This is a genomic window from Streptomyces rubrogriseus (genome assembly GCF_027947575.1).
Taxonomy (GTDB): Bacteria; Actinomycetota; Actinomycetes; order Streptomycetales; family Streptomycetaceae; genus Streptomyces; species Streptomyces rubrogriseus.
This window is the reverse complement of sequence record NZ_CP116256.1, coordinates 8,378,240-8,404,143: the sequence shown is the minus strand read 5'-3', so window position 1 is coordinate 8,404,143 and position 25,904 is coordinate 8,378,240. Positions and strand designations below refer to the sequence as shown.

Annotated in this window: 21 protein-coding genes; 7 read left to right on the top strand and 14 right to left on the bottom strand. The window is 69.2% G+C overall.

All coding sequences use genetic code 11. The features are described from left to right. Positions 1-17: 17 nt before the first annotated feature. The 6 genes from trxB to Sru02f_RS38010 form a co-directional block, all read right to left on the bottom strand. Complete coding sequence (trxB, locus tag Sru02f_RS38035; protein WP_109029157.1) at positions 18-986, bottom strand: thioredoxin-disulfide reductase; 969 nt, start codon at positions 984-986, stop codon at positions 18-20. 159 nt (positions 987-1,145) lie between these two features. After that, entirely contained in the window at positions 1,146-1,997 is an 852-nt protein-coding gene (locus tag Sru02f_RS38030) for an anti-sigma factor family protein (protein ID WP_109029156.1), read from the bottom strand. 17 nt (positions 1,998-2,014) lie between these two features. Next, on the bottom strand, positions 2,015-2,740 hold the full coding sequence (gene sigM / locus Sru02f_RS38025) for an RNA polymerase sigma factor SigM (protein WP_109029155.1): 726 nt from the start codon (positions 2,738-2,740) through the stop codon (positions 2,015-2,017). A gap of 28 nt (positions 2,741-2,768) precedes the next feature. Further along, positions 2,769-4,460, bottom strand: coding sequence for a protein kinase family protein (locus tag Sru02f_RS38020; RefSeq protein ID WP_109029154.1), 1,692 nt, complete (start codon positions 4,458-4,460; stop codon positions 2,769-2,771). A 139-nt stretch (positions 4,461-4,599) separates the two neighbouring features. Beyond that, positions 4,600-7,041, bottom strand: coding sequence for a murein biosynthesis integral membrane protein MurJ (murJ, locus tag Sru02f_RS38015; RefSeq protein ID WP_109029153.1), 2,442 nt, complete (start codon positions 7,039-7,041; stop codon positions 4,600-4,602). Between the two features lie 44 nt (positions 7,042-7,085). Next, on the bottom strand, positions 7,086-9,449 hold the full coding sequence (locus Sru02f_RS38010; protein WP_109029152.1) for a DUF6049 family protein: 2,364 nt from the start codon (positions 9,447-9,449) through the stop codon (positions 7,086-7,088). Positions 9,450-9,674: 225 nt separating this feature from the next. Here Sru02f_RS38010 and Sru02f_RS38005 point away from each other — a divergent pair, with 225 nt between their 5' ends. Then, the gene (locus Sru02f_RS38005; protein ID WP_109029151.1) at positions 9,675-11,126 is read left to right on the top strand and encodes a CCA tRNA nucleotidyltransferase; all 1,452 of its coding nucleotides are present in this window, start codon (positions 9,675-9,677) and stop codon (positions 11,124-11,126) included. 98 nt (positions 11,127-11,224) lie between these two features. Here the strand turns inward: Sru02f_RS38005 and Sru02f_RS38000 are convergent, their stop codons facing one another. The 4 genes from Sru02f_RS38000 to Sru02f_RS37985 form a co-directional block, all read right to left on the bottom strand. Further along, a complete protein-coding gene (locus tag Sru02f_RS38000; RefSeq protein WP_109029150.1) occupies positions 11,225-11,818 on the bottom strand; it encodes an LppU/SCO3897 family protein in 594 nt (197 codons plus the stop codon). Positions 11,819-11,849: 31 nt separating this feature from the next. Continuing rightward, positions 11,850-13,127, bottom strand: coding sequence for an MFS transporter (locus Sru02f_RS37995; RefSeq protein WP_109029149.1), 1,278 nt, complete (start codon positions 13,125-13,127; stop codon positions 11,850-11,852). A 78-nt stretch (positions 13,128-13,205) separates the two neighbouring features. Continuing rightward, positions 13,206-14,288, bottom strand: coding sequence for an inositol-3-phosphate synthase (locus Sru02f_RS37990; RefSeq protein ID WP_109029148.1), 1,083 nt, complete (start codon positions 14,286-14,288; stop codon positions 13,206-13,208). A 44-nt stretch (positions 14,289-14,332) separates the two neighbouring features. Continuing rightward, positions 14,333-15,010, bottom strand: coding sequence for a PadR family transcriptional regulator (locus Sru02f_RS37985; protein ID WP_109029147.1), 678 nt, complete (start codon positions 15,008-15,010; stop codon positions 14,333-14,335). A 664-nt stretch (positions 15,011-15,674) separates the two neighbouring features. Between Sru02f_RS37985 and Sru02f_RS37980 the strand changes: the two genes are divergently transcribed. Both Sru02f_RS37980 and Sru02f_RS37975 read left to right on the top strand, forming a co-directional pair. Beyond that, positions 15,675-18,062, top strand: coding sequence for a transglycosylase domain-containing protein (locus Sru02f_RS37980; RefSeq protein ID WP_109029146.1), 2,388 nt, complete (start codon positions 15,675-15,677; stop codon positions 18,060-18,062). 120 nt (positions 18,063-18,182) lie between these two features. Continuing rightward, positions 18,183-19,691, top strand: coding sequence for a glycosyltransferase family 87 protein (locus tag Sru02f_RS37975; RefSeq protein ID WP_109029145.1), 1,509 nt, complete (start codon positions 18,183-18,185; stop codon positions 19,689-19,691). Positions 19,692-19,766: 75 nt separating this feature from the next. Here the strand turns inward: Sru02f_RS37975 and Sru02f_RS37970 are convergent, their stop codons facing one another. The 3 genes from Sru02f_RS37970 to Sru02f_RS37960 form a co-directional block, all read right to left on the bottom strand. Further along, positions 19,767-20,798: an alanine racemase gene (locus Sru02f_RS37970; protein WP_003975028.1), complete on the bottom strand. Its 1,032-nt coding sequence runs from the start codon at positions 20,796-20,798 to the stop codon at positions 19,767-19,769. A gap of 60 nt (positions 20,799-20,858) precedes the next feature. Next, entirely contained in the window at positions 20,859-21,980 is a 1,122-nt protein-coding gene (femX, locus tag Sru02f_RS37965) for a peptidoglycan bridge formation glycyltransferase FemX (RefSeq protein ID WP_003975027.1), read from the bottom strand. A gap of 151 nt (positions 21,981-22,131) precedes the next feature. Next, complete coding sequence (locus Sru02f_RS37960) at positions 22,132-22,437, bottom strand: hypothetical protein (protein WP_109029144.1); 306 nt, start codon at positions 22,435-22,437, stop codon at positions 22,132-22,134. A 275-nt stretch (positions 22,438-22,712) separates the two neighbouring features. On the opposite strand from Sru02f_RS37960, the gene rpsF reads away from it, so the two are divergent. The 4 genes from rpsF (at position 22,713) to rplI (ending at position 24,428) form a co-directional block, all read left to right on the top strand. Next, positions 22,713-23,003, top strand: coding sequence for a 30S ribosomal protein S6 (gene rpsF / locus Sru02f_RS37955; RefSeq protein WP_003975025.1), 291 nt, complete (start codon positions 22,713-22,715; stop codon positions 23,001-23,003). Positions 23,004-23,083: 80 nt separating this feature from the next. Then, the gene (locus tag Sru02f_RS37950; protein ID WP_373103704.1) at positions 23,084-23,680 is read left to right on the top strand and encodes a single-stranded DNA-binding protein; all 597 of its coding nucleotides are present in this window, start codon (positions 23,084-23,086) and stop codon (positions 23,678-23,680) included. Between the two features lie 46 nt (positions 23,681-23,726). Next, the gene (rpsR, locus tag Sru02f_RS37945; RefSeq protein ID WP_003949403.1) at positions 23,727-23,963 is read left to right on the top strand and encodes a 30S ribosomal protein S18; all 237 of its coding nucleotides are present in this window, start codon (positions 23,727-23,729) and stop codon (positions 23,961-23,963) included. Between the two features lie 18 nt (positions 23,964-23,981). After that, a complete protein-coding gene (gene rplI, locus Sru02f_RS37940; protein WP_102932588.1) occupies positions 23,982-24,428 on the top strand; it encodes a 50S ribosomal protein L9 in 447 nt (148 codons plus the stop codon). Between the two features lie 100 nt (positions 24,429-24,528). Here rplI and Sru02f_RS37935 read toward each other — a convergent pair whose 3' ends face one another. Further along, positions 24,529-25,866 carry an MATE family efflux transporter gene (locus Sru02f_RS37935; protein ID WP_174854973.1) on the bottom strand — a complete coding sequence of 446 codons (1,338 nt, stop codon included), beginning with the start codon at positions 25,864-25,866 and terminating at the stop codon, positions 24,529-24,531. Positions 25,867-25,904: the final 38 nt, after the last annotated feature.

Genomic DNA, 25,904 nt, shown 5'->3' with positions numbered 1-25,904 from the left:
TGCGAGGAATGGGGTGGTCAGACGGCGGTCTTCTCGGGCTCCGCCTTGTCCTCGTCGCTGAGGGCGGCGAGGAAGCGCTCGGCGTCGAGCGCGGCGGAGCAGCCGGTGCCCGCAGCGGTGATCGCCTGTCGGTAGGTGTGGTCGACCACGTCACCGGCCCCGAAGACACCCGTCAGGTTGGTGCGCGTCGAGGGCGCGTCGACCTTCAGGTAGCCCTCCGGGTCCAGGTCGAGCTGGCCCTTGAAGAGCTCGGTGCGCGGGTCGTGGCCGATCGCGATGAACAGGCCGGTCACCGGCAGATCGGAGAGCTCGCCGGTCTTGACGTTGCGCAGCTTCAGGCCTGCCAGCTTCTGGTCGCCCTGGACCTCGGCGACCTCGCTGTCCCAGACGAACGTGATCTTCGGGTCGGCGAAGGCACGCTCCTGCATCGCCTTGGAGGCGCGCAGGGTGTCCCGGCGGTGGACGATCGTCACGGACTTCGCGAAGCGGGAGAGGAAAGTGGCCTCCTCCATCGCGGTGTCCCCGCCGCCGATCACGGCGATGTCCTGGTCCTTGAAGAAGAAGCCGTCACAGGTCGCGCACCAGGAGACACCGCGACCGGACAGCGCGTCCTCGTTCGGCAGGCCGAGCTTGCGGTGCTGGGAGCCGGTGGTGACGATGACGGCCTTGGCCCGGTGGACCGTGCCCGCGGTGTCGGTGACGGTCTTGATCTCACCGCTGAGGTCGACGGCCACGACGTCGTCCGGGATCAGCTCGGCCCCGAAGCGCTCCGCCTGGGCCCGCATGTTGTCCATGAGCTCGGGGCCCATGATGCCGTCCTGGAAGCCGGGGAAGTTCTCCACCTCGGTGGTGTTCATCAGCGCTCCGCCCGCGGTGACGGCGCCCTCGAACACCAGCGGCTTCAGGGACGCTCGCGCGGTGTAGAGCGCCGCCGTGTAGCCGGCGGGCCCGGAGCCGATGATGATCACGTTTCGGACGTCGCTCACGGCTTCATTCCTCGTCTCTGGACTGCGTCTTCAGGGCCGGGTGGAGCTGCACTCGGAACTCTCACCCCACCTAACGGATCCTACGGGGCGCGCATTCCCGCTGTGCCCGGGCACACGGCGGCAGGGCACAGCTCGCCTGGCGAGGGGCTGGAAGGGCCGCTACGAACGCGTGTAGGAGTGCTCAAGAAGGATCTTGGCCTTGCCTACCGCGGGCTGATCCACGCACGCTGTCTCGACGATGTAGGCGGTGACCCGGGTGTCATTGGTGGCGTCGGGCAGTACCACCAGCAAGGCTTCCCTGCCCTTGTAGACGCCCGGCTCCGTGGCGATCACAGCGTCGTCGCGGCCGATGCCCTTGCGGATGCACTCGGGGACGGTCGGCTGCTTGAAGACATGGTTCTCGGTGGTCTCGCCACCGTTCTCGGACTCCATGCCGAAACTGCGCGGCGTACGTGATCCGCCGCTCTCGGTGCTTCCGTCCGCGAGGAGACCGGCGACCTTGTCCTGGAGCCGGCCCTCGGCGAAGGTGTCCGGGAGTGCGGTCTGCTGCTCGTGGGCGGTGTCGTGGGAGGGGTTCCCACCGGTGAGGGAGGACACGATGACCGAGCCGAGCCCGATCGCGGCAGCGGCGGCCACGGCGCCGAGTACGGCGATCCTTCGCCGATCCATTCGGCGGCGGTCCTTGCGGCCGGGACCCGTGGAGGAGGTGCGCGCGTGCCCGGCGGGCCGGTCGGCCGGTGCCGATGTTTCACGTGAAACACGCGGGCTGTCTCCGCTCCCCGGCAGGGGCTCGTTCGCCAGGGCGGCGTCGATACGGGCGGCCACGTCGTCCGGCATGGGCGTTGGAGGAGGCAGGGTACCGAGCAGTCCCTGGATCTCTTCCAGTGACGCGTAGACGTCCGCGCAGAGCTCGCAGCCTTCCAGGTGCCGCCGTACGTCGGTGGTCCGTGTGCTCGGGAGGAGGCCTTCGGCGAGGTCGGAGATCTCCGCGACGTCCGGGTGCCCGGTCATGTCTGTCGTCGACGACGTCACGCTCGTCCACCTCCGCCCTTCACTGCGGCTGAATCACTCGGCCCTGCTTCCGGCGGACCCGCACGCCGCGGTCCCGCTGCCGGTGGGACGGATGCCCCCGGCGTCCGGTTCCGCTCCGGGCCGGGCTTCCTGCCGTCTCCGCTGCCGTCCGGACGCAGGTGGGTGATCAGCGGCAGGAGCCGGGCTCTGCCCCGGGCACACCGGCTCTTGATCGTGCCACTCGGCACGTCGAGGATGCGGGCGGCCTCTGCTACGGGATAGCCCTGCATGTCGACCAGGACGAGAGCGGCTCGCTGGTCGGCGGGCAGGGTGCCCAGGGCCTCCAGCAGTTGGCGGTGCAGGTCGTTGCGCTCCGCGGGAGCGGAGGCCGACTCGTGCGGCTCCAGAAGCTGCTCCAGGCGTTCGGTGTCGTCGACGGGCGCGGTCTTCCGCGAGGCGGCCTTGCGAGCACGGTCCAGACAGGCGTTCACCGTGATCCGGTGCAGCCAGGTGGTGACGGCCGCCTGTCCGCGGAAGGTATGGGCGGCCCGGTAGGCGGAGACGAGCGCGTCCTGGACGGCGTCGGCGGCCTCCTCCCGGTCCCCCAGCGTCCGCAGGGCCACCGCCCAGAGCCGGTCGCGGTGACGGCGCACAAGCTCACCGAAGGCGTCGGGGTCGCCCTCGACGTGGCGGGCGAGCAGCTCCTGGTCGGTCACGCCGTCATGACTCGCGCCGCCCGCCATCACACCCCTCTCCCTGCGGTAGGTGCCGTCAGCTGGTCACCTTGATGTCGGCGACGCGGCCCCGGAACTGCCCGTCCGTCACCGGCAGCTCGGTCAGCCAGACCAGAAGATAGCGGGTCTGCACCGCCTTGTCCGGCTTGAGGTCCACCGTCGTACCGTTTCCGCCGGCGACCTTCTCGTAGCCCTCGAAGGACTGCGGCTCCGAGTCAGTGGCCCCGGCGGAACGGAGCTCCACCGAAGTGTCGCCACCGAACGTCAGGGCCACCTTGCCGACCTGTTGCACCTTGCCGAGGTCGACCACGATGCCCACACCGGGCTTCAGCCGCCCGAAGTCGGCGCTCGCGTAGTGGCTCGTCTGCCAGTAGGTTCCGGGGTCGCCGTCGTAGGCCTTGCCGACGTTCTCCGGGTACTCGGACCCGTCTGATCCGAACGGGTCGTAGTCGTGCGCGCCCGCGATGGTGATCGGTCGGCTGACCGGCTCCTTCGGGCCCTTGTCGTTGTCGCCGTCCACCGTCTGCGTCTGGTTCGGGTCGTCGGCCTTGCCGCCCCGTTCCATGAGCGCATCGGCGAGCTGCCAGCTGCCGAGGCCGAGTGCGGCGATCAGCAGGGCCGACACGCCCCACTTCAGGACCTTGCCGGTACGGCTCTGCAGCGGGGGCGGCGGCGTCGACACGGGCTGAGTGACACCGGGGTGCGGTGCCGGGCGGCCGTACCCGCCCTGCTGGTAGGCCGTCCGCTGGTACTGGGGCGGTGCCGTGTACGCCGGCTCCGGCGGGCGGATGCGCGGCATCTCGCCGATCGCCTTCACCAGTTCCTCCGGCGTGGTGCACGGGGACTCGTGCCGGGAAGCGGTGGCACCGTCGTTGGCGAGCGCCCGCATCGCCAGTTCGGACAGGCCGCGGTGGACGCCGGCGCGTACCTGGTCCGGCGGGATCAGCCCGATGTCCTTGGGCAGACCTGCCAGACCGTGCGCGTCGCTCTCGTACGGCCAGCGCTGGGTGAGCGTGGCGTACAGCAGGGCTCCGATGGCCTCGGTGTCGGTGCGCTGCGGAGTGTCGGAACTGATGCCGCGCAGTGCGGCGTTGACGGCCAGCCCGCGGATCCGCCACTGGCCCGTCGACGTACGCAGCACCGCGTTGGGGCTCAGTCGAAGATGGGCGAGGCCCTCCCGGTGCGCGGCCGCCATGGCCGACGCGACCTGACTGACCATCTGGTAGGCGTCGTACACCTCCAGCGGCCCGGCGGCGAGGAGAGCGGTCAGCTCGGTGGCATCGGGGAGCCACTCGTGCACGACGTAGACGAGGTCGTTGTCCTCGACGGCGTCCAGTACCTGGACGAAGCGGGGGTCACCGAGCAGGGCGGATGAGCGCGCCGCGGCCAGCACGGACCGGGCGCGCGTGTGGTCCGCGGGGAGGAGGTGGACTCCGACGGCGCGGCGCAGCTTCTCGTCGACGGCCCGCCAACTGCTGAAGCCGTCCAGACGGGTGACGCACTCCTCGAGGCGGTAGCGTCTGGCGAGCTTGTGCCCGCTGTGCAGTTCGGGCGGCGAGGTCTTGCCGGGCTCCTCGCTCGTGGGGTTCCCCTGTGCCTCGTCGCTGTCCGTGTCCCGCTCCCGGTTGTTGGCCACCCCGTCGGCCGTGGACTGGTCCGCCTGTGCGGTCAGCGGCTCATCGCCGCTGTTGTCTGCCACGTCGACGGCAGCTGTGCTCCGTTCCGCCACCGTCGTTCCTGCCTCCCCATTCCGTGCGCGTCGGCCGACTCCCGATCCGCGCGTCCGACGCCGAACCCAATTGTGCCCACAGTCCGCCGCTAAGCACGACACACAGCGGCGGACGATGGTTGTGCGCCTACCCCGGGTCTCAGCGTCCCAGGCGTCCGCGCACCATGCCGACCAGAGAGTTGACCTCCTCGATGCGCATGCGGCGGGCGGCGACGAAGAAGACACCGAACAGGAGCACTCCGCCGGCCAGCAGTGCGGCGAACGATCCCACGACGTCCTGGCCGAGCGAGCGGCTGATCGCGTAGCAGGCGGCGCCACCGGCCAGGGCCGCCGGGACGGACGCGATGCACAGCCGGGCGTACGTGCGCAGCACCCGCGCGCCGTCCAGGTCCCCGCCGAGCCGCTTGCGCAGCCTGCGCCATGCGACGCCCACGCCGATCACATAGGCCAGGCCGTAGGAGGCGGCCATGCCGACGACGGCCCAGCGCGAGGGCAGCAGGAGGTAACACAGGCCCGAGGCGGCGGCGTTGACCACGGCCACGATGACGGTGTTGTAGAAGGGCGTGCGGGTGTCCTCGTAGGCGTAGAAGGCGCGCAGGACGACGTACTGCACGGAGTACGGGATGAGGCCGAGACCGAAGGCCATCAGCATGTAGCCCATGTTGGTGGCCTCGCTGGTGCCCGAGGAGCCGAACATGAGCGTGCACATCGGGATGCCGAGTGCGACGAAGCCGAAGGAGACGGGAACGATGGCCACGGCTGTCGTGCGCAGGCCCTGGGAAATGTCGTCCCGGACCGCTCCCCCGTCCTCCTCGGACGCCGAGCGGGAGATCCGGGGCAGCAGGGCGGCCATCAGCGAGACGGTGATGATGGCCTGCGGCAGGCCCCAGATCAGCTGTGCGTTGGCGTAGGCCGCGAAGCCGGTGCCGTCGACGGGCGAGGCCTTGCCCGCAGCGGTGGAGAGCTGGATGACGATCATGGCGCCCGCCTGGTTGGCCAGGACGAACAGGACCGTCCACTTGGCGAGGGTGATGGCCTTGCCCAGCCCGTGTCCCCTCCAGTCGAAGCGCAGCCGGAGCCGGAAACCCGTCTCCCGCAGGTACGGGATCATGGCCAGGGACTGCACGATGAGTCCCAGCAGCACCCCGATGCCGAGCAGACGCTCGCCCTCCGGCGGGATGCTCGTCACCTTCATGCCCGAGGTTTCCGCGGTGCCGTAGACCCAGATGAACAGGCCGAGCGTCACGATGATGACGATGTTGTTCAGGACCGGGGTCCACATCATCGCGCCGAACCTGCCGCGGGCGTTGAGGACCTGCCCCATCACCACGTGCAGGCCCATGAAGAAGATGGACGGCAGGAAGTAGCGGACGAAGGTGATACCGACCTCGTTTGCGGCCGGGTCACTGGCGACGGGGTTGGACAGGAGCCGGATCAGCAGGGGCGCGGCGACGACCGTGATCACTGTCAGCGCGCCCAGCGCGACCATGACGAGGGTCAGGAGGCGGTTGGCGAAGGCCTCGCCCCCGTCGTCGTCGTCCTTCATGGCCCGGACGAGCTGGGGTACGAAGACCGAGTTGAGGCCGCCGCCGACGGTGAGGATGTAGATCATCGTGGGCAGCTGGTAGGCGACCTGGAACGTGTCGCCGAGCAGACCTACGCCAAGAGCCGAGACGATCAGCGCGGACCGGACGAACCCGGTCAGCCGCGACACCATCGTGCCCGCCGCCATCACGGCGCTGGACTTCAGCAGGCCCCCCGCGCGCCCGCCCTTCTTGGGCGCGGCCTGGCTGGCCGCGCGTGCGGGCGTGGGCTCGGGCTCCTGGAGTGGAGCCTCGGCCGCCTCGGGTGTGGGGGCCACCGCGTACTGGCCGGGTGCGGGCGCCGCGTGCTGCCCGGGCGTCGGAGCGGAGCCGCCGTACTGGGCGGGGCCGCCGTACTGACCGTGTGCCTGAGCGTTCCCGTACGGATCGGGCCCCTGGTGCCCGCCGTACTGGCCCGGCGGCGGTGGTGGTGGCGCGCCGTACTGGCCCGGCCCCGCCGCCCCGCCGTACGGCCCCGGTGCGGGGGCAGGGGCGGGTACGGCGGCCTGGTCGTCGTACGAGGGGTGGCCGCCGCCCTGCTGCTGGTCGCGGAACAGGTGCGCGAAGGCGTCCGGCTCGTGACGCTGGTCTCCGGCCTGGCCGACCAGGTCGTCCACGCCCACGAACTGGGTGGTCCGGGGGTCGTCGCCGTACGGCAGGTACTGCGTCGGACCCTCCGGCTCCGGGGCGGGCGTCTGGGCCCACACCCGGGGATCGGGGGCGTAGGGCGACTGGGAGGGCTGGGAGTACAGCGGCTGCTGCGGCGGGTACGTGCCCGGGGGCGGCGGGGGGTGCGCGGCACGGTCGTAGAGCGCCTCGGAGACCGGATCCTGGGCGGAGAGGTCCTGGGCCCGGTAGGGATCCTGGTCGTAGGCGTCCTGGAGGTACATGTCCGCGGGCGGCTGCGGCGGCGTCTGGCCGGGGTCCGGCGGCGGGCCCTGGGGGTGACCCGAGCCGTCCGCGGCCTGACCGCGGTCACCGTCGTACGGCGCGTTCATGGTTACCCCACCTCATCGTCCCGGGCCGACCGGCCACGACATCCTCAACGGTCCACTCTCTCACCCGTGCCGGACGGGTCGTCGCTTTCCGCTGCGGTGTCCGGTGTCGGGTCACTCGGCTGCTCCGGATCGTCCTCGGCGTTCTCCGAAGCCTCCGGCTCTCCGGAATCGCCCTCCTCGCCCTCCGCGCCGTCCTCGCCCGACTCCGCCTTCTCGGCGGCACGGGCCGCGGCACGCTTGCGCTGCGTGTACATCCGGAAGCCGGCGAGGACGAGCAGCAGGACACCGCCTCCGATGACGAGCATCACGGTGGCCGTGATCTCGGTGACCTTCACGTCGAAGGTGACCGGCTTGCCGTACGGCCGCCCGTCCGTCGTGTACAGCTGGGCGATCACCGTCGCCCGGCCGTTGGCGTTGGCCGACGTGGTGAACTTCACCGACTGGCTGTGGCCGCCGGAGACCGAGATCGGCTGCTCCTCGTAGCGGGCGCCGTCGATCTCGAGGCGGGTCGGGTTCGTCGACGTGAGCCGCAGGACCAGGGGGCCGACGTCCTGCACCAGGTTGTTCTGCACCGTCACCGGGATGGTGGCGCTGCGGCCGGAGAGCTTCGTCTCCGACTTGTCGATCAGTCTGACCCGGCCGGTCAGCCCGTCGAGGTACGACTTCACTCCGGCGCGGAACGACTCCGCCTCGGCGGCGCGGCCGCGCCACGACACGGACAGCTCCCGGTTCAGGGCGCGTCCGAAGGGGGTCACCACCCGGGACGGGTCCGAGAGCACGACCTTGAAGCTGTCCAGCGCGTCCTGCGTCCGCGCGCTCTCCACGAACGCCGACCGGGGCAGCTCCTTCTTGCGCAGCGCCGACGGGTAGGAAGAGGTGCCCGGGACCTTGGTGGCGGCGTCCGGATCCGGCTTGGCCGCGGCGGCCGCCGCCAGCTTCTGGGACTGGGACCACGTGCCGCTCTGGAGGGCCCGCAGTCCTTCGGCCATCGCGCGCGCCTGGCTCCCGGAGGGTGTGCGCTGCGGAGCGATGACCACGCTGCGCTGCTTGTCGGTCTGGAGGCCCAGGCCCAGGCTCTGGGCGAGGAAGCGCTGCACGGCGAGCGTGGAGGCGGAAGCCGTCGTCAGGTCGCCCTCGAACGCCGTGGACATCCGGGCATCGGCCACCACCGCCGTGGTGCCGCCGCCGATGGGGCGGGCGGCGGACGGTGTGTACGGCAGTGCGTCGGTCTCCTGGAAGCTGTCGCTGCGCGCGATCACCTTGTCGGCGCCCGCGGAGGTGGCGACCTTGACGATCGACCGGTCGACGGCGCCTTCCACGGGCCAGGCGAACTCGGTGCTCGGCTTCACGTGGAGGATCGGCTCGACGGTGTTGGCGACGACGTCCGTCGCCTCCTTGAGCTGACTCAGCGAGCCGGTGACGTCCGTCCCGTTGTGGGCGAGGGACGCCAGGTCGGGGTCGGCGAAGGGGAGGGCGACGACCTCCTCGTCGGCCACCGCTTCCTGCAGGTCGGCGAGCCACTGCTTGGCGACCGCCTGGTGGGTGCCGGCGGTGGTCTGGTCCCCGTCCCGGACGCGGTAGCTGCCCGTCATCGCGTCGACGGAGGCCAGCAGGTCCGGGTCGACCACCCAGGTGACGTCGAGGTCCTTGCCCAGCGTCACCATCTGGTTCAGCCGGCCGCCGGGGGAGATCTCCTTCGCCAGGTCGTCATTGAGGAAGACCGGGGTCTGCTCCTCGTTCGGACCCGTTTCGGCGGCCATGTGCGTCGTCGAGACGAGCGGCCACAGCGCCGTGGTCTTGGTCTTGGTGTCGGCCTCGTCGGGCTGCCAGGGCAGGAAGGTCCGCTGGATGCCGAGGATCTGCTCCCACGGCTGCGCGGAGGTCTCCCCGGACAGCGAGACCGCGAATTCGTAGACGCCGTCGCTGCCGAGGTTCAGCTCGTCGACCGGCACCGAGATGTTGAAGTGCTCCGCCACGCCGGGAGTGAGCTTGGAGAACTTCTCCGTGTACTTGTTGTCGATCTCCGGGGAGATGGAGCCCTGGAGATCGTCGCTGTCCTTGGCGATCGCGTCGACGGACGAGCGGGTGTCGAGCGGTGGGCCCACGCGCAGGCCCACGTGGGCGTCGGTGACGGTCCGCTTGCCGTGGTTGGTCACGGTGCCCGACACGGTCACCGTGTCCCCGTCCGTGGGCGCGGAGGGGGTGAGCGAGTCGACGGCCACGGCCACCGAGCCCGAGTCGGAGTCGGCCAGGGCAGCGGTCGCCTCTTCGGCGTGCGCCGAGCCGGCGGCGGGCAGCTGGACCAGACCGGCCAGCAGCGGCGCCCCGGCGAGCAGCGCCGTGGTGCGCCGGAGCCACCGGCGGGCAGGTGAGGCACTGGTCCCCTGGAAGTCTGCCGCCTCGGCCACGCGCTCGCCCGTCCCTCGTCGTGATCAGTGGTCGTCGGAATGTGCGTCCACGCATGGTAACGAGGTGCGCCGAGGGGAAGTGCCGCGGACTACGTCACAAGATCCGCTGCCAGGGCCGGGCTTCCCCCTATGTGCGCCTATAAAGGGAGCGGTACGAAAGCGGGGGATTCGGTGCGCGCTCCGTGGGGCGCCCGTCTCCGCCAAGGCCACGTACCCTGTTTTGTTGTGCCGAACGCCAACGAAGTCAGCCCCAGTGTCCTGAGTCAGGAGCAGCACCGCGCGGCGGGTGAGCCGCTGCGGGTCGCCCCTGTCGCCGACGATCTCGCCCGCCGTTTCCAGGAGGCCGGGTTCTCACTCGCGCTGGTCGGCGGCTCGGTGCGGGACGCCCTGCTCGGGCGGCTCGGCAACGATCTGGACTTCACTACCGACGCCCGTCCCCAGGATGTTCTGAAGATCATGCGTCCCTGGGCGGACGCGGTCTGGGAGGTCGGGATCGCCTTCGGCACGGTCGGGGGGCAGAAGGACGGCTGGCAGATCGAGGTGACCACCTACCGCTCGGAGGCGTACGACCGCACCTCGCGCAAGCCCGAGGTGTCCTACGGAGACTCCATCGAGGAGGATCTCGTCCGGCGTGACTTCACGGTGAACGCGATGGCCGTAGCGCTTCCGGAAAAGGTGTTCATCGACCCGCACGGCGGACTCGACGACCTCGCGGCACGTGTGCTGCGCACTCCGGGTACGCCCGAGGACTCCTTCTCGGACGACCCGCTGAGGATGATGCGGGCCGCGCGCTTCGCCGCGCAGCTCGACTTCGAGGTGGCGCCGGAGGTGGTCAAGGCCATGCACGACATGGCCGGGCGCATCGACATCGTCTCCGCGGAGCGGGTCCGGGACGAGCTGAACAAGCTCATCCTCTCCCCGCACCCGCGCAAGGGACTGAGTCTGCTGGTGGAGACAGGTCTCGCCGAGCGGGTCCTGCCCGAGCTGCCGGCCCTGCGGCTGGAGCGTGACGAGCACCACCGGCACAAGGACGTCTACGACCACACCCTCATCGTCCTGGAGCAGGCGATGGCCCTGGAGAGCGAAGGACCGGACCTGACCCTTCGGCTGGCCGCACTGCTGCACGACATCGGCAAGCCGCGCACCCGCCGCTTCGAGAAGGACGGCAGGGTCTCGTTCCACCACCACGAAGTGGTCGGGGCGAAGATGACGAAGAAGCGCATGCTCGCGCTCAAGTACTCCAACGAGCTGGTGAAGGACGTCTCTCGCCTGGTCGAGCTGCATCTGCGCTTCCACGGCTACGGCACGGGTGAGTGGACGGACTCCGCGGTCCGCCGCTACGTCCGGGACGCGGGACCGCTGCTCGACCGTCTCCACAAGCTGACGCGGTCGGACTGCACGACGCGCAACAAGCGCAAGGCTTCGGCCCTCTCCCGCGCGTACGACGGTCTGGAGGATCGGATCGCGCAGCTTCAGGAGCAGGAGGAGCTCGACGCGATCCGCCCGGACCTCGACGGCAACCAGATCATGGAGATCCTCGGTGTCCGTCCTGGGCCGGCCGTGGGGCAGGCGTACAAGCACCTGCTGGAGCTTCGTCTGGAGAACGGGCCGATGGAGCACGACGCGGCGGTGGCAGCACTGAAGGAATGGTGGGCTCAGCACCCGGACAACGCATGAGAACGGGCGGCACGTTTCACGTGAAACGTGCCGCCCGTGGGGTCATGTTTCACGTGAAACATGACCGTGAAGCAGGAGACGGAGAGACGTCTGTCGCCTCAGACCTCGCCGAGGCAGAGCAGGAACTCTTCACCGTCGCCGGTCTCGGCGTAGAAGCCGGTGGCTCCGTCGACCTTCCGGCACTCCGTCTCGGCGGTCAGCGACGTGAAGTGGCCCTTCACCTTCGACAGCACCTTGCCCTCGGCGTCCGAGGAGGAGCAGTCCACGACCTCCATGCGGTCCGAGGACGACGACGCGGACTTCAGGCAGTCACCCACGCCGGCCTGGTCGGCGTCGTCCCGGCTGGCGATGTAACCACCGACCGCGACACCCACGACGACCACCGCGATGACGATGTTCTTGATCGTCTTGAAGCTCGGCTTGCGGCGGGCCGGCTGCGGCGGCACCGGGGCGTACGGCGCGCCCTGCTGCGGGAAACCGGGCTGACCGGGCTGGCCGGCCTGCTGCGGGAAGCCCGGCTGCCCCTGGGCGTAGGGGTTCTGACCCTGAGGCTGCTGCGGAGCCTGCGGCTGGTTCTGCGCGAACGGGTTGCCCTGGGGCGGCGGCTGGGTGGTCACTGGGGGTCCCCCTGAAATAGGTGCGTGTCGCGGACATGCCGCGAGATAAGACGCACGTAAGCTACCGGGTCCCACTGACAACTCTGTAGTCCGGTGGGGCTCTGTGTCACTGATGTGACACTTGCCGGCTCTCAAACCGGGCCATAGCTGCCGCAACCACTCCGTAGAGCGCGGCGACCGTCACGACCAGCGGCACCGACCGGCCGTCCGGTGGCAGCATGAGCGCGGCCACCCCGGCCGCGCCGACGAAGGCCACGTTGAACAGCACGTCGTAGACGGAGAAGATCCGCCCCCGGAAGGTGTCGTCGACCGAGGACTGCACGACCGTGTCGGTCGCGATCTTCGCCCCCTGTGTCGTCAGGCCCAGCACGAACGCGGCGGCGAGCAGGGGTGCCGCCGCGAACGTCAGGCCCAGTGCCGGCACCAGCACGGTGGCGACCGCCGCGCAGACGGCCATCCAGCGGCCGGGCCCCAGCCGCCCCGCCGCCCAGGGGGTGACCACCGCCGCCGCGAAGAAGCCCGCCCCGGAGACCCCAAGTGCCAGCCCCAGCAGGGCGAGCCCCTCGTCCGTGTCCGAGGTCAGCGAGTACCGGCACAGCATCAGCAGCATGACCAGCAGAGCGCCGTAGCAGAACCGCATCAGCGTCATGGCCGCGAGTGCCCAGGCCGCTTCCCGGCGGGCGGGGGCGGCGAGGTGACGCACGCCCGCCGCCAGGTCGCGGGCGGTGCCGTTGAGCGCCGAGGTCAGCCTGGGCGGCACGAGTGCCCGGTCGGGACCCAGCAGTTCCACGGCGATCCGCAGCGACGCCAGGGCTCCGCACAGATAGAGGCCGGCGCCGAGCAGCACCACGGCGGCGTCGGAGTCCGAGACCACGAGGCGTACGACGAATGCGAGGCCGCCGCCTGCCGTGGCGGCCAGGGTGCCGGCCGTCGGGGAGAGCGAGTTGGCGATCACCAGGCGTTCGGCGTCGACCACCCGGGGCAGTGCGGCGGACAGGCCCGCGAGCACGAAACGGTTGACGGCCGTGACGCAGAGTGCGGAGACGTAGAAGAGCCAGTCGGGGACGGAGGCGATCATCAGAACCGCCGTCACCGTGGCCAGCGCGGCGCGCAGCAGGTTGCCGTACAGGAAGACCTGGCGGCGCCGCCAGCGGTCCAGCAGCACACCGGCGAACGGGCCCACCAGGGAGTACGGGAGCAGCAGGACCGCCATCGCGGAGGCGATCGCGGCGGGCGAGGTCTGCTTCTCCGGGGAGAACACGACGTAGGTGGCGAGCGCGACCTGGTAGACGCCGTCGGCGCCCTGGGAGAGCAGGCGCACGGCGAGCAGGCGCCGAAACCCCTTCAGGCGCAGCAGGACGCGCAGGTCACGGACGACGGCCATGGGCACAGCCTCACATACGGGAAGGGTCCCCGGGTCATGCGACCCGGGGACCCTCGACAGACCGGGGTCAGCGGCTGATCAGCGCTCGACCTCACCCGCGATGAACTTCTCGACGTTGGCGCGGGCCTCGTCGTCGAAGTACTGGACCGGCGGGGACTTCATGAAGTAGCTCGACGCGGACAGGATCGGGCCGCCGATGCCGCGGTCCTTGGCGATCTTCGCGGCGCGCAGGGCGTCGATGATGACACCGGCCGAGTTCGGGGAGTCCCAGACCTCGAGCTTGTACTCCAGGTTCAGCGGGACGTCACCGAAGGCGCGGCCCTCGAGGCGGACGTAGGCCCACTTGCGGTCGTCCAGCCAGGCGACGTAGTCCGACGGGCCGATGTGGACGTTGTCCGCACCCAGGTCGCGGTCGGGGATCTGGGAGGTGACGGCCTGCGTCTTGGAGATCTTCTTGGACTCCAGGCGCTCACGCTCGAGCATGTTCTTGAAGTCCATGTTGCCGCCGACGTTCAGCTGCATCGTGCGGTCCAGGACGACGCCCCGGTCCTCGAACAGCTTCGCCATGACGCGGTGCGTGATGGTGGCGCCGACCTGCGACTTGATGTCGTCGCCGACGATCGGGACGCCCGCCTCGGTGAACTTGTCCGCCCACTCCTTGGTGCCGGCGATGAAGACCGGGAGGGCGTTGACGAAGGCGACCTTGGCGTCGATGGCGCACTGGGCGTAGTACTTCGCCGCGTCCTCGGAACCGACGGGCAGGTAGCAGACCAGAACGTCGACCTGCTTGTCCTTGAGGATCTGGACGACGTCGACCGGCGCCTCGGCGGACTCCTCGATGGTCTGGCGGTAGTACTTGCCGAGACCGTCGTGCGTGTGGCCGCGCTGGACCTGGACGCCGCTGTTCGGCACGTCGCAGATCTTGATGGTGTTGTTCTCGGAGGCGCCGATGGCGTCCGCGAGATCCAGGCCGACCTTCTTGGCGTCCACGTCGAAGGCGGCGACGAACTCGATGTCACTGACGTGGTAGTCGCCGAACTGGACGTGCATCAGGCCGGGGACCTTGGCCGCCGGGTCGGCGTCCTTGTAGTACTCGACGCCCTGCACCAGCGATGCGGCGCAGTTGCCCACACCGACGATGGCTACGCGAACCGAACCCATTCCGGTTGCTCCCTGTGTGTACGAGTGAGGCCCTGACTGGGCGCTCACGTGGCGGTGTCGCCGGGCGTATCCGGCCGGGGGTCGTTCCCCGGCCGGGGCAGGCCGCCCGTCGCTCCAGATGTCGTGTCCTGTTGAGCGGTCCCCTCGGCGGCGGAACCTCTGAGGTCCCGCCCCGCCCGCTCGCTCTCGATGAGCTCGTTCAGCCAGCGCACTTCGCGCTCCACGGACTCCATTCCGTGGCGCTGCAGCTCAAGCGTGTAGTCGTCGAGTCGCTCCCGGGTGCGGGCCAGTGAGGCCCGCATCTTCTCCAGGCGCTCCTCCAGCCGGCTGCGCCGACCCTCGAGCACGCGCATGCGTACGTCTCGCGACGTCTGCCCGAAGAACGCGAAGCGGGCGGCGAAGGTCTCGTCGTCGTACGCGTCCGGGCCGGCCTGGGAGAGGAGCTGCTCGAAATGTTCCTTACCGTCGGCCGTCAACCGGTAGACGATCTTGGCGCGGCGTCCCGTGAGGGAAGCGGCGGCCTCGCCGACGTTCCCCGGTTCCTCGATCAACCAGCCGTTGGCGACCAGCGTCTTGAGGCAGGGGTAGAGCGTCCCGTAGCTGAACGCCCGGAACACACCCAGTGACGTGTTGAGCCGTTTACGCAGCTCGTAGCCGTGCATCGGGGACTCGCGGAGCAGGCCGAGTACGGCGAACTCGAGGATGCCGGATCTCCGGCTCATCGTCGCCTCCTCTCGCCCTTATGCCGCGCTGATGTATCGAGTCGATACATCAGCACGATAGAACGAGCTTCTGCGTGCGACAAGAGGTGAACTGGTGAACGGGATCACATCAGGGTTTCATCGCGAGCAAGTTGCCTGATTTGAGGTGAACTTCGGGCCGCGGGGGTTTTGACGGTGCGTAGTGTGTGCGCCATGCAAACCACCGGGAACCGAGTGACGTCTGGGGGCGTCCCTGTCCCCGGTGCAGTACGGGTGAATGCGGAAGGGGCCGCATCCGTACTTCGGGGGGACCGGAAACCAGCCGCCTTTACCAGGCGCGCAAAGGTGCGCCTGCCCGAGGAGTAGTCGTTCGATGAGCGAGCACCGTCGCAAACCGCCGCAGCCGCAGGGAGGCGGACGTGCCGCGGCCCGACGCGGTCAGTCCGGTTCGTCCTCCGGCCGCCGTGCGGCACCGCGAGGCGCCACAGGGTCTCCGTCCGGCTCGTACGGTCCGGAGAACGAGGAGCCTGCGTACGGGAGCCGCGCCGAGGCCCGGCGCGCGGCACAGCGGAACGGGGGCGGCCGTCGCAGAGCGGCCGAGCCGGGCCGCGGCGGCCGACGAGGGGCGCCCGGCGGTCCGGCAGGGCCCGGGAGGGGCCGGGCCGCGGCGCCCGGCAAGAAGCGCATGATCGACTACCCGCGCCACAACAAGGACGGGTGGCAGCGCTGGGTGCCCTCCTGGAGGCTCGTCTCCGGGCTGTGCATCGCGTTCTTCGGCTGCCTGGTCGGCGCCGCCGGCCTCGCGTACGCCATGGTGAGCGTCCCCGTCATCGACGAGAGTGCCACCGCGCAGAACAACGTCTACTACTGGGCCGACAACACCCAGATGGTGGCCACGGGCGGTGACCGCAACCGCCAGAGCGTCAATCTCTCGCAGATTCCCAAGGAGATGCGCTATGCCGTCATCTCGCAGGAGAACAAGACGTTCTACTCCGACAGCGGCATCGACCCCAAGGGCATCGCCCGCGCCGTGTTCAACATGGCCAAGGGCGGGGACACCCAGGGTGGCTCCACCATCACCCAGCAGTACGTCAAGAACGCGATGCTGAACGACCAGTCGCAGACGATCTCCCGCAAGGTCAAGGAGATCTTCGTCTCGATCAAGGTCGGTGCCGAGGAGCCGAAGGACAAGATCCTCGAGGGCTACCTGAACTCCGCCTACTACGGCCGCGGCGCCTACGGCATCCAGGCGGCCGCCCGGGCGTACTTCAACGTCGACGCCGTCGACCTCAACCCGGGACAGTGCGCCTTCCTGTCTGCGGTGCTCAAGGGCGCCACCTACTACGACCCGGCGGGCTCGATCGCCATCGACCCGGCGGCCACGCCCGACGCCAACAAGAAGCGGGCCCAGTCCCAGATGCAGGACACCCTCGACAAGATGGTGGAGTACGGGCATCTGAGCCAGGCGGAGCGGGCCAAGTACACCGAGCTCCCCACCACGCAGAACCCGCAGTCGAACGCGAAGCTGGGCGGCCAGATCGGCTACCTCGTCAGGCTCGCCAAGGCCTCCGTGGTCAGGAGCGGCGCGGTGACGGAGCAGCAGCTGGAGAAGGGTGGCTACTCGATCTACACGACCTTCGACAAGAAGAAGGTCGACGAGATGGAGAAGGCGGTCCAGAAGGTCTACAAGGAGAAGATCGACCCCAAGAAACGGCCCGAGAAGGACACGCACGTCCAGTTCGGCGGGGCGTCCATCGACACCAGGACCGGGGCCATCAAGGCCATCTACGGTGGCCAGGACGCCACCAAGCACTTCACCAACAACGCCGACGTGACCGGTGCCCAGGTCGGTTCGACGTTCAAGCCCTTCGTGCTCGCGGCCGCGATGAAGTGGGGTGTGCGCGACCCGGACCTCGGCCCGGTCCAGGCCCAGGACGAGCGCACCGTCGTCTCCCCCAAGAGCCTCTACAGCGGCAAGAACGACCTGAAGATCAATAACTATGACGGGTCGATCTGGGAGAACGAGAAGGGCGAGCAATGGCGTCAGGAGAACGACGGGCAGGACAACGTCGGTGACCCGCCGGACTACAAGATCGACCTTCGTGAGGCGATGCGGGAGTCGGTGAACTCCGCCTTCGTGCAGCTCGGCATGGACGTCGGTCTGGACAAGGTGAAGGAGTCCGCCGAAGACGCGGGACTCCTGGAGGACAGCCTGGCCGGCGCCGGTTACCCGTCCTTCTCCATCGGTGTCTCGGACCCCAGCGCCATCCGCATGGCGGGCGCGTACGCCACCTTCGCCGACAGCGGCAAGCAGCGCGAGCCGTACTCCGTCACGAAGGTGACGAACAAGGACGGCACGCTCTACACGCACAAGGTCGAGGAGAAGCAGGCGTTCACGGCGAAGGTCGCGGACAACGTGACGGACGTCCTGAAGACCGTCGTCGAGAAGGGAACGGGCTCCAACGCCCAGTTGCCCGGCCGTGAGGTGGCCGGCAAGACCGGTACCACCGACGGCAACAAGTCCGCGTGGTTCGTCGGCTACACGCCGCAGCTGTCGACCGCGATCAGCATGTACCGCTACCCGGACGACGAGACCATCAAGGACCGTACGTTCCTGGAGATGTTCGGAACCGGTGGCGAGAAGAAGATCCACGGTGCCTCCTTCCCGTCCACGATCTGGCAGGACTACATGTCCGACGCGGTCAAGGGCATGAAGGTGGAGAAGTTCCCGAAGCCGGAGCCCATCGGTGAGGTCATCAACGACGCCCCGTCGCCGACTCCGACCCCCTCCCCCTCTCCGTCCGCTTCCGAGACCGAGGAAGTCAGCCCGTCGCCGACCCCGTCGCCCAGCGACACGCAGAACAGCCCCTCGCCTCCCGCGCCGACCGAGTCCTGCGATTTCTGGGACATCAACTGCGGCAACGGGAACAACGGCGGCAATGCCAACGGAGGCAATGGGCCGGGCGGCTCCGAGGGGAGTCAATCGCCTTCTCCCTCGGCCACCGAGACAGAAGGAGAGGGCGACAGCAGCGGAAACACTCGTGGAAACACCATCTGGGGCACGAACGGCTAGCCGAAGAGTCCCGAGCAGGGGTGTTTCACGTGAAACACCCGCAAGTTCCACGTGAAACAGGGGCCGCCGCATCCACGAGGGTGCGGCGGCCCCGTCGTGTTCTCAGTCTCGTACGGCAGGATGTGCCCCATGCCCAGTGCAGAATCGACGCCAGCGAGCGTGCACGAGCCGGATCCGGTGCGGCCGACCACGGAGGACCCGGTCGCCGCAGCCGGCAGCGAGCTGATCGGCGGCCCGCTGGGACGACGTGCCCTGCTCGGTACGTCCTGGTGGACCCCCGTCCGAGTGATCGCGCTGGTGGCGATCGGCATGTTCGCCCTCGGACTGGTCCAGAAGGCACCCTGCTACAACGGGGCCTGGTTCTTCGGAGCCAGCTCCCAGTACACGCACGCGTGCTACTCGGACATCCCGCACCTCTACCAGGGCCGCGGTTTCGTCGACGGGCTCGTGCCGTACTTCGACAAGCTCCCCGGCGACATGGAGTACCTGGAGTACCCCGTGTTGACCGGCCTGTTCATGGAGGTCGCGTCCTGGCTCACGCCGGGCAGCGGCAGCATCCAGCACCAGGAACAGTGGTACTGGATGGTCAACGCCGGGATGCTCATGGTCTGTGCGGCCGTGATCGCCGTCTGCGTGACCCGCACGCACACCCGGCGCCCCTGGGACGGTCTGCTGGTCGCCCTGGCCCCCGCCTTCGCGCTGACCGCCACCGTCAACTGGGACCTGCTGGCCGTCGCCCTGACGGCCGCCGCCGTCCTCATGTGGTCCCGGGAGCGTCCGCTGGCCTTCGGTGTGCTGCTGGGCCTGGCCACGGCCGCCAAGCTCTACCCCTTCCTCATCCTCGGGCCCTTGCTCGTCCTGTGCTGGCGTGCGGGCAAATGGCGGGCGTTCGCAGCGGCGCTGGGGGGTGCGGCCGTCGCCTGGCTGGTGGTGAACCTGCCGGTGATGCTCTACGCCTTCGACGGCTGGTCGAAGTTCTACACGTTCAGCCAGGAACGGGGCGTGGACTTCGGGTCCTTCTGGCTGATCCTCGTCCAGAACTCCGACAACCCGCCCAGCACCGAGACCGTCAACACCCTCGCCACGCTTCTGATGCTGCTGTGCTGCGGCGCCGTCGCGGCGCTCACGTTGACCGCGCCCCGGCGCCCGCGGTTCGCCCAGCTCGCCTTTCTGATCGTCGCGGCGTTCATCCTCACCAACAAGGTCTACTCACCGCAGTACGTGCTCTGGCTGGTGCCGCTGGCCGCGCTGGCCCGGCCGAAGTGGCGGGACTTCCTGATCTGGCAGGCGTGCGAGGTCGCCTACTTCCTCGGTATCTGGATGTACCTCGCGTACACGACCAGTGGGGACGCCCACAAGGGGTTGCCCACGGACGGCTACCACTGGGCCATCGGCCTGCACCTGCTGGGAACGCTGTTCCTCTGCGCCATGGTCGTGCGCGACATTCTGATGCCGGACCGGGACCCGGTCCGGCGGACGGGTGACGACGACCCGTCGGGCGGTGTGCTGGACGGTGCGGAGGACGTCTTCGTCCTTGGCCCCGCGGCGCGGACCGAGCGGCCCACGGCCCACTTCGAGGGGCCCCAGGTGCACTGGGGCAAGGGCCGGCAGCCGAACGGTTCGGTCTGAGCGAGCGTGTGAAGGGCCGTACACGAGGATCACAAGGACGCCGTGTACGGCCCTCTCTCCGGCCGAGCCTGCTCGCTAGCGGTCGAGGATGCGGTCGAACTGCGTGGTGGTGTGCCGAAGGTGGGCCACCAGTTCGTCACCCACCTGGGGCTCCGACGCGTCCGAGGGAACGAACAGGATCGACACCTGCATGTGCGGCGGCTCGGCGAACCAACGCTGCTTGCCGCTCCAGACGAACGGCGAGAGATTCCGGTTGACCGTGGCGAGGCCGGCCCGGGCGACCCCCTTGGCACGCGGCATGACGCCGTGCAGCGCCTTCGGGGCCTCCAGCCCCACGCCGTGCGACGTGCCGCCCGCCACGACCACCAGGAAGCCGTCCGAGGCGGCCTTCTGCTGCCGGTAGCCGAACCGCTCGCCCTTGGCGACGCGCGTGACGTCCAGGACCGCACCGCGGTACTCGGTGGCCTCATGGTCTCCCAGCCACAGCCGGGTGCCGATCCGGGCGCGGAAGCGCGTCTGCGGGAACTGCTGCTGGAGCCGGGCCAGTTCGTCGGCCTTGAGATGGCTGACGAACATGGTGTGCAGCGGCAGCCGGGCCGCGCGCAGCCGGTCCATCCAGCCGATGACCTCCTCGACGGCGTCCGAGCCGTCGGTACGGTCCAGCGGCAGGTGGATGGCGAAGCCCTCCAGCCGGACGTTCTCTATGGCGGCGTGCAGCTGCGGCAGGTCCTGCTCGCTGATGCCGTGCCGCTTCATCGAGGACATCACCTCGATGACCACGCGCGCGCCCACCAGGCCGTACACCCCGTCGATGGACGACACCGAGCGCACGACCCGGTCGGGCAGCGGAACGGGCTCCTCACCGCGGCGGTACGGCGTGAGGACCAGGAGGTCGCCGCCGAAGAAGTCCTTGATCCGGGCGGCCTCGTAGGTGGTGCCGACGGCCAGCACGTCCGAGCCCAGCCGCGTTGCCTCCTCCGCCAGCCGCTCGTGACCGAATCCGTAGCCGTTGCCCTTGCAGACCGGGACCAGTCCGGGGAACTGCTCCTGCACGTGCTTGTGGTGCGCCCGCCAGCGCGCGGTGTCGACGTAGAGCGTGAGCGCCATGGCCGGACCTGGAACCTTTCTCGTGGCTGTCAGAGTGCGGATCGGGGATGGGCGGTGCGGTCAGCGGCGCGACATGTAGATGTCGAGCGCCTTGTGGAGCAGCTTGTTCAGCGGGAAGTCCCACTCGCCGAGGTACTCGGCCGCCTGACCGCCCGTACCCACCTTGAACTGGATCAGGCCGAAGAGGTGGTCGCTCTCGTCCAGCGAGTCGGAGATGCCGCGCAGGTCGTAGACGGTGGCGCCCAGCGCGTAGGAGTCGCGGAGCATGGCCCACTGCATGGCGTTCGACGGCCGGACCTCGCGACCGATGTTGTCGGAGGCGCCGTAGGAGTACCAGACGTGTCCGCCGACGACCAGCATGGTCGCCGCCGACAGGTTGACCCCGTTGTGCCGGGCGAAGTACAGCCGCATGCGGTTGGGGTCCTCGTTGTTGAGGGCCGCCCACATGCGCTGGAAGTACGACAGCGGGCGCGGCCGGAAGTGGTCGCGCACGGCCGTGATCTCGTACAGGCGCTGCCACTCCTCGAGGTCGTGGTAGCCGCCCTGGACGACCTCGACACCGGCCTTCTCGGCCTTCTTGATGTTGCGGCGCCACAGCTGGTTGAAGTTCTTGTGGACCTCTTCCAGGGAGCGGTTGGCCAACGGCACCTGGAAGACGTAACGGGGCTGCACGTCGCCGAAGCCGGCGCCGCCGTCCTCGCCCTGCTGCCAGCCCATGCGGCGCAGCTTGTCGGCCACTTCGAACGCGCGCGGCTCGATGTGGTCCGCCTCTATGTCCCGCAGTCGCTTGACGTCCGGGTCCTGGATGCCCTTCTTGATCGACGTCGCGTCCCAGCGCCGGATGATCACCGGCGGGCCCATCTTCACGGAGAAGGCGCCCTGCTGCTTGAGGTGCGCCAGCATCGGCTCCATCCAGTCCTGGAGGTTCGGCGCGAACCAGTTGATGACCGGGCCCTCGGGCAGGTACGCGAGGTAACGCTTGATCTTGGGCAGCTGCCGGTACAGGACCAGACCCACACCGACCAGCTCACCGGTGCGGTCGTCGAACCAGCCGAGGTTCTCCGAGCGCCATTCCGCCTTGACGTCCGCCCATGCCGGGACCTGCATGTGACTCGCCGCCGGCAGGCTCTGGATGTAGGCCAGATGCTGCTCGCGACTGATGGTCCTCAGGGTCAGGCTCATTCGGGGCGCTCCTCGGGCTGGTGTGTCCCCATGGGTACAGGGGCTCCGGCTCTCGCGCGAAGCCTACTGCGCCCTGTGAGCGCCCCGTCCGGCGTACGGCTGGAAGGGCTCGTGCGGCGGGCGGCCGCCGAGGAGCATCAGCCGACGGGCGTCAGCCGATGAGCCCGCCGTGGTAGATGCCGAAGAACAGTCCGAGTGCGGAGGCACCGAGTCCGAGTACCAGGCCGAAGCGTTCCCGTGTCGTCTCGGACACGTACTGGCCGAACCCACCGGTCAGGACACCGAGCAGCCCCGCCCAGGAGGTCAGGACGTGCAGTCCCCGGAAGCTCGCGGTGGCCAGGGCGAGCACCCCGAGCACCACGGTCACGGCCAGCAGTGCGTCTTGGAGGGGGTGTCGTTTGCCGTCGGTGGCCAGCAGGCCGGTCCGGGGCCTGGCGGGTCGCATGATCTGTGCCATGGAGAACCTCCTGCCGAAGGCAGTGTGTTTTAGCCCTCACATCCCTGACTACCGATTGTGTCCCCCCGGGGCCGGATTTCAACCGCAGGGCGACGGCCGGGTACGCTGTACCTTCCGCACCGGTGTCTGTTGCCGTCCCCGGCCGGGCCACCTCCTCGGAGGAAGCCCGATTGTCAGTGGGTCCTGGTTTACTCGTTGATGCCGGTGCGAACGCATCGCAACCCTCCTGCCACGGAACGACCGTGGCCGCTGAGTCCAAAGGAGGTGGGTTCCACATGCGTCACTACGAGGTGATGGTCATCCTCGACCCCGATCTCGAGGAGCGCTCTGTCTCCCCGCTGATCGAGAACTTCCTCTCTGTCGTCCGTGACGGCGGCGGAAAGGTCGAGAAGGTCGACACCTGGGGCCGTCGTCGTCTCTCGTACGAGATCAAGAAGAAGCCCGAGGGCATCTACTCGGTCATCGACCTGCAGGCCGAGCCTGCGGTCGTCAAGGAGCTCGACCGCCAGATGAACCTGAACGAGTCGGTCCTCCGGACCAAGGTCCTCCGTCCCGAGATGCACTGAGCCTTCCCGCTCAGCTGATTCCGGGATTCGAGTAGCAGCAACCAAGCAGCCAGAGCAGCAAACCCGCCGAGAGGTTCCCCATGGCAGGCGAGACCGTCATCACGGTCGTCGGCAATCTTGTCGACGACCCCGAGCTGCGCTTCACCCCGTCCGGTGCGGCCGTCGCGAAGTTCCGCGTCGCGTCGACTCCCCGCACCTTCGACCGCCAGACGAACGAGTGGAAGGACGGCGAAAGCCTCTTCCTGACCTGCTCGGTCTGGCGTCAGGCGGCGGAGAACGTCGCCGAGTCGCTCCAGCGAGGCATGCGCGTCATCGTGCAGGGCCGGCTGAAGCAGCGGTCCTACGAGGACCGTGAGGGCGTCAAGCGCACGGTCTACGAGCTGGACGTCGACGAGGTCGGCGCCAGCCTGCGCAGCGCCACGGCCAAGGTCACCAAGACCTCCGGCCAGGGCCGCGGCGGCCAGGGCGGTTACGGCGGCGGTGGCGGCCAGGGTGGCGGCGGCTGGGGCGGCGGCCCCGGTGGCGGCCAGCAGGGCGGCGGCGCGCTAGCCGACGACCCCTGGGCGACCGGTGGTGCTCCCGCCGGTGGCCAGCAGGGCGGTGGCGGCCAGGGTGGCGGCGGCTGGGGCGGTGGCTCCGGCGGCGGTGGCGGCTACTCGGACGAGCCCCCCTTCTAAAGGGACGGGCTCTACCCACACTTCTTGATCACACAGGAGAAACATCATGGCTAAGCCGCCTGTGCGCAAGCCGAAGAAGAAGGTCTGCGCGTTCTGCAAGGACAAGGTCACGTACGTGGACTACAAGGACACGAACATGCTGCGGAAGTTCATTTCCGACCGCGGCAAGATCCGTGCCCGCCGCGTGACCGGCAACTGCACCCAGCACCAGCGCGACGTCGCCACGGCCGTGAAGAACAGCCGTGAGATGGCGCTGCTGCCCTACACCTCCACCGCGCGATAAGGGAAGGGTGACCGAAACATGAAGATCATCCTCACCCACGAGGTTTCCGGCCTCGGTGCCGCGGGCGACGTCGTCGACGTCAAGGACGGTTACGCTCGCAACTACCTGATCCCGCGGAAGTTCGCTATCCGCTGGACCAAGGGTGGCGAGAAGGACGTGGCGCAGATCCGTCGCGCTCGCAAGATCCACGAGATCCAGACCATCGAGCAGGCCAACCAGGTGAAGGCCCAGCTCGAGGGTGTGAAGGTCCGTCTGGCCGTCCGCTCCGGCGACGCCGGTCGTCTCTTCGGTTCCGTCACCCCGGCCGACGTCGCTTCGGCGATCAAGGCCGCCGGTGGCCCCGAGGTCGACAAGCGCCGCATCGAGCTGGGCTCGCCGATCAAGACCCTGGGCGCCCACGAGACGTCCGTGCGTCTGCACCCCGAGGTTGACGCCAAGGTCAGCATCGAGGTCGTCGCTGCCTGAGCACTGCTCTCGCTGAAGCGATAAGAGGGGCCGCATCTCCCGTCGGGGGATGCGGCCCCTCTTCGTGACCGTGCTCGAAGCCGTGTTTCACGTGAAACGGTCAGCGCGTCGCCCCGGTGACGATCCAGCGTCCCGATCGGGTACGCAGCCACAACGTCACCAGACGCATCGCCATCATCAGCGTCATGGCTGACCACAGGGCGGTGAGCCCTCCGCCGAGCGTCGGGACGAGGAGCGCCGCGGGAGTGAAGACCGCCAGAGTGAGCAGCATGGCCCAGGCAAGATAGGGGCCGTCGCCCGCACCCATGAGGACCCCGTCCAGGACGAAGACCACACCGCAGACCGGTTGTGCGACGGCCACGATGACCAGCGCGGGCAGCGCGGCGTCCTTGACCATGGAGTCGCCGGTGAACAGGGGCAGGAACACCGGGCGGGACAGCACCACGAGCAGACCCAGTACGACCCCGACCGCGACGCCCCACTCCACCATCCTGCGACACGCTTCGCGCGCACCCTGGGCGTCGTCCGCGCCCAGATAGCGGCCGATGATGGCCTGCCCCGCGATGGCGATGGCGTCGAGGGCGAACGCGAGCAGGCTCCACAGGGACAGGACGATCTGATGTGCGGCGATGTCGGCGTCACCGAGGCGGGCCGCCACGGCCGTGGCGATCATGAGGATCGCCCGCAGGGAGAGCGTGCGCACCAGCAGTGGCACCCCGGCCTGAGCGGAAGCCCTGATGCCGGCCAGGTCCGGGCGCAAGGAGGCACCGTGTCGTCGGGCCCCCCGGACGACCACCCACAGGTAGACCGCGGCCATGCCGCACTGGGCGATGACGGTGCCCCAGGCGGAGCCCGCGATGCCGAGTCCGGCGCCGTAGACGAGCAGGACGTTGAGGACGGCGTTGGCGATGAAGCCGGCCACGGCCACATAGAGAGGGGTCCGGGTGTTCTGCAGTCCCCTCAGGACACCGGTCGAAGCCAGCACCACGAGCATGGCGGGGATGCCGAGGGAGGAAACCCGCAGATACGTCGTGGCGTAGGGGGCCGCGGTGTCGGATGCGCCGAAAAGTTCTACGAGCGAGGGGGCCGCAGGCAGAAAGACGGCGACGACGACGGCGCCGAGCAGCAGTGCCAGCCAGATGCCGTCCATGCCCTGACGGATCGCGGCTTGCAGGTCGCCCGCGCCGACGCGGCGCGAGACGGCCGCGGTGGTGGCGTAGGCCAGGAAGACGAACACGCTGACGGCCGTGGTGAGCAGGGCCGAGGCGATGCCGAGTCCGGCGAGCTGAGCGGTTCCGAGATGGCCGACGATGGCGCTGTCGGCCATGACGAAGAGGGGCTCGGCGACGAGCGCGCCGAAGGCCGGAACGGCCAGCGCGACGATCTCTCGGTCGTGCCGGCGCCGGGCGGTCCGGGTGCGCGCGGGGGCCTGTGTCATGAGCACCAATCTAATCGTCCACAGGTAAGAGATGCAAA

What these genes read in the sequence shown, in the direction of transcription:
- Sru02f_RS37935 (WP_174854973.1), bottom strand. Translation starts at nt 25,866, where the DNA reads ATGACACAGGCCCCCGCGCGCACCCGGACCGCCCGGCGCCGGCACGAC.
- rpsF (WP_003975025.1), top strand. Translation starts at nt 22,713, where the DNA reads ATGCGTCACTACGAGGTGATGGTCATCCTCGACCCCGATCTCGAGGAG.
- Sru02f_RS37975 (WP_109029145.1), top strand. Translation starts at nt 18,183, where the DNA reads ATGTGCCCCATGCCCAGTGCAGAATCGACGCCAGCGAGCGTGCACGAG.
- Sru02f_RS37960 (WP_109029144.1), bottom strand. Translation starts at nt 22,437, where the DNA reads ATGGCACAGATCATGCGACCCGCCAGGCCCCGGACCGGCCTGCTGGCC.
- sigM (WP_109029155.1), bottom strand. Translation starts at nt 2,740, where the DNA reads ATGGCGGGCGGCGCGAGTCATGACGGCGTGACCGACCAGGAGCTGCTC.
- rpsR (WP_003949403.1), top strand. Translation starts at nt 23,727, where the DNA reads ATGGCTAAGCCGCCTGTGCGCAAGCCGAAGAAGAAGGTCTGCGCGTTC.
- murJ (WP_109029153.1), bottom strand. Translation starts at nt 7,041, where the DNA reads ATGAACGCGCCGTACGACGGTGACCGCGGTCAGGCCGCGGACGGCTCG.
- rplI (WP_102932588.1), top strand. Translation starts at nt 23,982, where the DNA reads ATGAAGATCATCCTCACCCACGAGGTTTCCGGCCTCGGTGCCGCGGGC.
- Sru02f_RS37980 (WP_109029146.1), top strand. Translation starts at nt 15,675, where the DNA reads ATGATCGACTACCCGCGCCACAACAAGGACGGGTGGCAGCGCTGGGTG.
- Sru02f_RS37950 (WP_373103704.1), top strand. Translation starts at nt 23,084, where the DNA reads ATGGCAGGCGAGACCGTCATCACGGTCGTCGGCAATCTTGTCGACGAC.
- Sru02f_RS37985 (WP_109029147.1), bottom strand. Translation starts at nt 15,010, where the DNA reads ATGAGCCGGAGATCCGGCATCCTCGAGTTCGCCGTACTCGGCCTGCTC.
- Sru02f_RS37990 (WP_109029148.1), bottom strand. Translation starts at nt 14,288, where the DNA reads ATGGGTTCGGTTCGCGTAGCCATCGTCGGTGTGGGCAACTGCGCCGCA.
- femX (WP_003975027.1), bottom strand. Translation starts at nt 21,980, where the DNA reads ATGAGCCTGACCCTGAGGACCATCAGTCGCGAGCAGCATCTGGCCTAC.
- Sru02f_RS37995 (WP_109029149.1), bottom strand. Translation starts at nt 13,127, where the DNA reads ATGGCCGTCGTCCGTGACCTGCGCGTCCTGCTGCGCCTGAAGGGGTTT.
- Sru02f_RS38030 (WP_109029156.1), bottom strand. Translation starts at nt 1,997, where the DNA reads ATGACCGGGCACCCGGACGTCGCGGAGATCTCCGACCTCGCCGAAGGC.
- Sru02f_RS37970 (WP_003975028.1), bottom strand. Translation starts at nt 20,798, where the DNA reads ATGGCGCTCACGCTCTACGTCGACACCGCGCGCTGGCGGGCGCACCAC.